Consider the following 6955-nt stretch of genomic DNA (forward strand, 5'->3'; position numbering starts at 1 on the left):
AGCGCGGTTCGCGACGGTCGACGGGCCGCGGGAACCCGCTTACGCCGCACGGCGCGGGCCGCGACCCCGGTGGAGATCACCGGGGCCGCGGCCCGCGTTCACGCGTCCGTTCTCAGGCCACCGTCTCGAACAGCGCCATCATCCCGGTGCCGGCGTGATCCTGGACGTGGCAGTGGTAAAGGTACTTCCCGAGGTACTCGGTGAAGGTGGCCTGGATGCGGACCGTCTCGCCCGGTGCCACGAACACGGTGTCCTTCCAGCCGGACTCCGCCGGACCGGGCGGTATGCCGTTGCGGTCCAGGATCCGGAACTGCACCAGATGCAGGTGCAGGTTGTGGTACACGGCCACCGGGGTGACCGGATTGGTGATCCGCCAGATCTCGGTGCTGCCGCGGCGAATGGTGTAGTCGACACGGTTGGGGTCGAACAACATCCCGTTGATCGCGAACGGGAAAGCCGCCGTGTGGTACGAGAGCACCACATCCCGGACCCGGGTCGCCGCGGGCAGTGGCGGATGGGCTCGCAGGGTGGCCGGCACGGCGCTGGCGTCCTGCCCCACCCGGGCCACGACGTCGAAGCGCAGCACGGGCAGGGCGACCGGCCGGCTCGGGTCGTTGAGGTTCCGGGTGTTGTTCAGGACGAGCTGGGTGCCGGGCGCGTACCGGGAGAAGTCGATGACGATCTCGGCCCGCTCACCGGCGCTGAGCAGGACCTTGTCGACGGTCGCCGAGGCCGGCAGCAGACCGCCGTCCCCCGCGATCTGAGTGAACCTCTCCTGGTTGCCCAGCACCAGGTTGAACACCCGCATGTTGCTGGCGTTCAGAAACCGGAACCGGTAGCGGCGGGCCTGCACCTGGAAGTACGGGGCGGGCCGGCCGTTCGTCAGCAGCGTCGTCCGTCCGTACTCGTCCAGACTGATGAAGACGAGCTGGCCGTCGGCGTCGATGTTGGCGTCGGACAGCAGGATGGGAACGTCGAACTCCCCGCCGGGAAGGTTCAGCGCCGTTTCCGCCGGGTCTTCCAGCAGGTAGAAGGCATGCAGGCCCCGGTAGATGTTCTCGGTCTCGTGATGATGCGCGTGGTCGTGGTACCACAGCGTCGCGGCCGGCTGGTTGTTCGGGTACTCGTAGGTCTTCGTCGCCCCCGTGTCGATGACATCGGTCGGAAAGCCGTCGCTGGACGCCGGGACGTGCGCCCCGTGCAGGTGGACGGCGGTCGGGTGGGGCAGCTGGTTGGCGTGCCGGACGACGACCTTGCGGCCGACCTTCGCCCTTATCGTCGGCCCGACGTAGCTGCCGCCGTAGCCGTGGATCTCGGTGGAGAAACCGGGCAGGATCTCCTCCGTCGCGGTCCGGCTGGTTATCTCGTAGAAGTCCGTGTCCGCGGTCGTGGACGTCGGCGCGAGCGTCGGCGGGACCGGCAGCGGAACGGAGAACGGCGTCACCGGCGGGGCCGCGGTCACCTCGTCCGCTACCGCCTCGACGGTGCCGGTGTGGCCGAGATGGGCAGCGGGGTCGGCGGGCGCACCGACCGCGGCCAGTGCGGCACCGCCGTCACCACCGCCGACGGTTGCCAGCCAGCCGGTGCCCGCCGCGGTCGCGGCCACCCAGGCGCCCAGCACGTTTCGTCGGCTCACCAGACGACTCATCAGCGATTGCCTCCACCATGGTTGGTGCGCTCCGGACAGTCGCCGGACGGCCAGCACCTTCCCTGGGCGCACACGCTGATGCCTACCCCTAAGCCCTCCCACTCTCCGGGCTGCCCGCGAATCCGCTGACAACCCGCGGCCGGTTCGGCGAGCTACTTCGCGTCGTACTCCCGCCGGGCTCGGTCTATGTCCTCGGTGTGCAGCACCGCCCAGTTCATCAGCAGCCAGAGGGTGTCCAGCAGCGACCGACCGACCGGGGTGAGCTCGTAGTCCACCCGGGGCGGTATCTCGGGATAGACCGTGCGGTTGACCAGACCGTCCCGCTCCAGCGCCCGCAATGTGGTCGTGAGCATCCGCTGGCTGATGCCGTCGACGCCGCGCCGGATCTCGGTGAATCGCAGGGGCCCGTTTCCGAGCGCGTGCACCACCGCCACCGTCCATTTGTCACCCACCCGGCCGATGATCTCCCGGGCACGGCCCGCCGCCCCGTCCTGGGAATCGCCTTCGAGCGGACCGGGGGAACCGGCCGTCCGCCCGGCAGACCACGTTCGCATACCTGATCGCCACCCTTCACCGCCACCCACCCTCTCACCGACCGGACCTGCTTTGCGGCCCTACCTCGCCGCGTGTGGAGCGCACGGAAAGGACTCCACCAGAGTGGGGAGCTGTAGGGGTATGCGCCGCACCCGGCGCGATGGACATTTCCCCAGGTGGGCGCCGCCGCCGCCAGTGCCACCGGCGTCCCGCGGAGCATTGAGTCCATTGACAGGGGTGTGCCCGTTCATGTCCGCCGCGCTGCGCCGACCGGGGCTGCTGCTCGCCCTGGCCTGGCTCGTGGCCGTCCTGCTGGCCGCGATGGTCCCGGAACTGTTCACCTCCCGGGATCCGCTGGCGACCAGCACCGCGGACCGCCTGCTCGGGCCGTCCTGGAGCCACCCGTTCGGTACCGACCAGCTGGGCCGGGACCTGTTCACCCGCGCGGTCCACGGCACGAGCCGGACGGTTCCGGCGGCGCTGCTGGCCACGGTGATCGGGCTGGGCGCGGGCACCCTGCTCGGGCTGCTCGCCGGGTTCCTGCGCGGCTGGACGGACCTCGTGCTGATGCGGATCGTGGACGTCCTGCTGTCGATCCCGGGACTGCTGCTCGCGCTCGCGCTGATCGCCGTTCTCGGCCGGGGGGACACCGTCGACGTCGCGGTGGCGATCGGGGTCGCCGCCATCGCGAGCACCGCCCGGGTGATGCGCGCCGAGGTGCTGCGGGTGCGGGAAAGCCTGTTCGTCGACGCGGCCCGTTCGGGCGGTGCGCGCTGGCACCGGGTCCTCGCCCGGCACGTGCTGCCGAACTCCATGGGGCCGGTCTGGGCCCTGACGGCGCTGCTGTTCGGGGCGGCGATCCTGGGTGTGACCACGCTGAGCTTCCTCGGCTTCGGCACCCAGCCGCCGACCCCGGAGTGGGGCTCGCTGGTGTCGACCGGCCGGAACTTCCTGCGCGGTGCCTGGTGGATGTCGATCCTGCCCGGCGTGGTCGTGGCGCTGACGGTGCTGGCGGCGAACCGGCTGTCGCACGAGTTCGGGGACGAGCCGGGAGCCGCCCGATGAACACGGTTCCCGATGTGGCGCAGGAGCCCACCGGCACCACCACCACCGGCACCGGCACCGGCGTGCCCATCACGGACGCGGGGTCCGACACGGCCGCGGCCGCGGGGCCGGACGCGCGGCCCGCCCTGCTGGAGATCGACGGGCTGGAGGTCGACTACCGGCCGCGCGGCGAGGTCGTCCACGCCGTGCGCTCGATCAGCCTGCGGGTCGCCGCCGGGGAGGTCGTGGCGATCGTCGGGGAGTCCGGGTCGGGGAAGTCCACGACCGCGCACGCGGTGCTGCGTCTGCTGCCACGCTCGGCCCGGATCGCGGCCGGCCGGATCCGGTTCGACGGCCAGGACGTCACCGGCCTGAGCGAGCGCCGTTTCCGGGCGCTGCGCGGCCGGGACATCGCGCTCATCCCGCAGGAGCCGACGACGTCCCTCAACCCCACCCAGCGCATCGGCGCGCAGGTCGCCGAGGTGCTGATCCTCCACGGCCTGGCCGACCGGCGGACGGCCGGGCGGGAGGCCCTGCGGGTGCTGGCTGACGCGGGCATGCCCGAGCCGGAACTGCGGGCCCGCCAGTACCCGTCGCAGCTCTCGGGTGGCCTGTGCCAGCGGGCCCTGATCGCCGTCGCCATCGCGGCGAAGCCGCGGCTCATCGTCGCGGACGAACCGACAAGTGCCCTGGACGTCACCGTGCAGCGCCAGATCCTCGACCATCTGTCCGGCCTCACCCGGGACGCGGGGACGAGCGTCCTGCTGGTGACGCACGACCTGGGGGTGGCCGCCGAGCGGGCGGACCGGATCCTGGTCATGACGGACGGCCGGATCGTCGAGGAGGGTGCCCCGGAGCGGATCCTCGACGAACCGGAGCACCCGTACACCCGAGCGCTGATCGCGGCCGCGCCGAGCCTCGAACCCCGTCCACGGGCGGCACCGCGGGCGGCACCGCGCCCAGCGCCGGCGACCCCAGCGCCGGCGACCCCAGCGCCGGCAACCCCAGCGGCAGGATCCCCCGCGACAGCGAGGGACGTGCGGCCACCGGCCGCGGCGCCCCCGCCCGAACCACCGCACGTACGCGTCGACGACCTGGTCAAGGAGTTCCGGCTGCCCCGCTCCGGGCCTTCCGCCCGGACGGTGCGCGCGGTGGACGGCGTCAGCTTCACCATCCAGCGCGGACGGACGTTCGCGCTGGTCGGCGAATCCGGTTCGGGGAAGTCGACGGCCGCCCGGCTCGTGCTTCGGCTGACCGAGCCGACCTCGGGGCGGATCGCGCTCGCCGGCGAGGACATCACCCACACCCGCGGCGAGGAGCAGCGGGCGCTGCGGCGCCGGATGCAGATCGTCTACCAGAATCCGTACGCCTCGCTGAACCCCCGGTTCACCGTCGAGCAGATCATCACCGATCCGCTGGCCTCGTTCGGCGTCGGCAGCCGGGCCGAACGCCGGCAGCGGGCCGCCGAACTGATCGATCTCGTCGCACTGCCCGCGGCCATGCTGGGGCGGCGTCCCGCCGAGCTCTCCGGCGGCCAGCGCCAGCGGGTCGCGATCGCGCGGGCTCTGGCGCTGCGCCCGGAGCTCCTCGTCTGCGACGAGGCCGTCTCGGCGCTGGACGTCTCGGTGCAGGCACAGATCCTCGACCTGCTCGGGCGGCTGCAGGCCGAGCTGGGCGTGAGCTACCTGTTCATCTCGCACGACCTGGCGGTCGTCCGGCGGATCGCCGACGAGGTCGGCGTCATGCACCGCGGCCGGCTCGTCGAGACCGGCAGCACCGAGGCGGTCTTCACCGGTCCCGCCGATCCGTACACGCGGGAGCTACTGGCCTCCATCCCGCGCCGCCGGCCGAAACCACCCAGCTGACCGTCCGACCACCAGGCAGCAGACACCGACCGACGGGCACCGCACACCGCAGCCCTTCTAGTTCCCACGCGTCATCGCACGTCATCCGTCCCGAGGGGGAAATCCGCATGTCGAGAACCATCCGGCCGCGACGGCCGGCCCGCCTGGCGCGAGCATCGCGCCTGCTCAGCGCGTTCGCACTCGTACCTGCGCTCGCGCTGGGTCTCGCGGCGTGCGGCGACAGCGGGGACGACACCGGCGGCGAGGCCGCCTCCGCCTCGCCCACATCCGGCGGGACACTGACCATCGCGCTGAGCAGCGATCCGGTGAGCATCTACCCGCGGGCGGTGAGCCCGATCGTGCGCGACGTGGCCCGGCCGATCGTCGACTCGCTGGTCACGCTCGACCCGAAAACCCGCCAGCCGGTGCCCTGGCTGGCCGAGAAGTACGAGGCCAACGCCGACGCCACCGAGTACACCTTCCACCTGCGCGCGGGCGTGACCTTCTCCGACGGCACGCCGCTGACCGCCGCGGTGGTGAAGCGGAACTTCGACGACATCCTCGCCAACGCGGCGAAGAGCACCGGGTCCGCCGCGTTGTCGACGCTGAAGACCAGCGGCTACACCGGCACCGACGCCGTGGACGACCTCACCGTCGTCCAGCATTTCGGCGCGTCGTTCCCGGCGTGGCCGGTCGCGCTGGCGAGCACCGGATTCGGCATCCTCGCCCCGGCCACCCTTGACCTGCCCTACGAGCAGCGCTTCGACAAGGTCGTGGGCTCCGGTCCGTTCGTCCTCGACTCCTACACGAAGAACAGCGAGATCGTGCTCAGCCGGCGCAGCGGCTACCGATGGGCGCCCCAGTACCGTTCCCGCACCGGTGACGCCTACCTGGACAAGGTCGTCTACCGGATCATCGCGGAGCCGAGCGTGCGCGCCGGCGCCCTGCAGAACGGCCAGGTCCAGGTGTCGACGTCGCTCAACCCGGCCGACATCGAGGCCGCCGGGTCCGCGGGCGCCACGGTCATCACGCAACCGCTGCCCCGCAACACCGAGGCCCTCGTCGTGACCGGCGCCGACCGGACGCCGCTCAACGAACTGCCCGTCCGCCAAGCGATCGTGCACGCCGTCGACACCGGCGCGATCCGCGACTCGCTGCTGCACCCGTCGTTCAAGCTGCCCACGAGCGTCCTCACCTCGACCGTCATCGGGTGGTCGGACCAGTCCGCGCACCTGAAGACCGACATCGACGAGGCGAACCGCCTGCTGGACGAGGCCGGGTGGCGGCGCGGCGGCGACGGTGGCATCCGGGAGAAGGACGGCAGGAAGCTCACTGTCGTCTTCGGCTGGATCGATCGCGGCAACCCGTGGGACCAGGGCCTGGTGGAACTGCTGAAGGCCCAGCTCGCCGAGGTCGGCATCGATCTGCAGCCCCGGCTGGACACCGCCGCCGCCGCCGTCGAGGCCCTCGGCAAGCATGACCAGTACGACCTGTTCCTGGCGGGTGTCGCCGGGGGCATCGACCCGGACAACGGGCTGCGGGGCAGCTTCGCCAACGCCGCGCCGAACATCTACAACGTCCAGGACACGGCCCTGCAGCCGCTGTTGCAGCAGCAGGCGGTGACGACCGACCCGGACAAGCGGGCCGGCATCCTCGCCGACGTCCAGGAGCGGATCGCCGAGCAGGGCCTCGCCGTGCCGCTGGTCGAGGACACCGCGGTCGTCGGCGTGGGGGCCAACGTCCACGACTTCGCCCTCGACTTCGACTCACGCATCCCGCCGCTGTTCGACGTCTGGGTCTCCTGACCTGGTGGGCGACCCGCGGGGGGGGGGGGGCCGCGCCCCGCCCGCGGGGGGGGGGGGGGGGGGGGCGCCCCGCGCGCCCC

Annotated in this window: 5 protein-coding genes; 3 read left to right on the forward strand and 2 right to left on the reverse strand. The window is 72.1% G+C overall.

Annotation, left to right across the window (positions count from 1 at the left end; all coding sequences use genetic code 11):
- Positions 1–112 precede the first annotated feature (112 nt).
- Positions 113–1648 carry a multicopper oxidase family protein gene (locus MXD62_RS05995; RefSeq protein ID WP_248828431.1) on the reverse strand — a complete coding sequence of 512 codons (1536 nt, stop codon included), beginning with the start codon at positions 1646–1648 and terminating at the stop codon, positions 113–115.
- A 152-nt stretch (positions 1649–1800) separates the two neighbouring features.
- Positions 1801–2202, reverse strand: coding sequence for a helix-turn-helix domain-containing protein (locus MXD62_RS06000; RefSeq protein WP_248828432.1), 402 nt, complete (start codon positions 2200–2202; stop codon positions 1801–1803).
- A 229-nt stretch (positions 2203–2431) separates the two neighbouring features.
- On the opposite strand from MXD62_RS06000, the gene MXD62_RS06005 reads away from it, so the two are divergent.
- The 3 genes from MXD62_RS06005 (at position 2432) to MXD62_RS06015 (ending at position 6875) form a co-directional block, all read left to right on the forward strand.
- On the forward strand, positions 2432–3247 hold the full coding sequence (locus MXD62_RS06005) for an ABC transporter permease (protein WP_248828433.1): 816 nt from the start codon (positions 2432–2434) through the stop codon (positions 3245–3247).
- A complete protein-coding gene (locus MXD62_RS06010) occupies positions 3244–5091 on the forward strand; it encodes an ABC transporter ATP-binding protein (RefSeq protein ID WP_248828434.1) in 1848 nt (615 codons plus the stop codon). The genes MXD62_RS06005 and MXD62_RS06010 overlap by 4 nt, the downstream gene beginning before the upstream one ends.
- A gap of 107 nt (positions 5092–5198) precedes the next feature.
- Complete coding sequence (locus tag MXD62_RS06015) at positions 5199–6875, forward strand: ABC transporter substrate-binding protein (RefSeq protein ID WP_248828435.1); 1677 nt, start codon at positions 5199–5201, stop codon at positions 6873–6875.
- The last annotated feature ends 80 nt before the right edge of the window (positions 6876–6955 follow it).

The organism is Frankia sp. Mgl5 (genome assembly GCF_023242985.1).
GTDB lineage: Bacteria > Actinomycetota > Actinomycetes > Frankiales > Frankiaceae > Parafrankia > Parafrankia soli.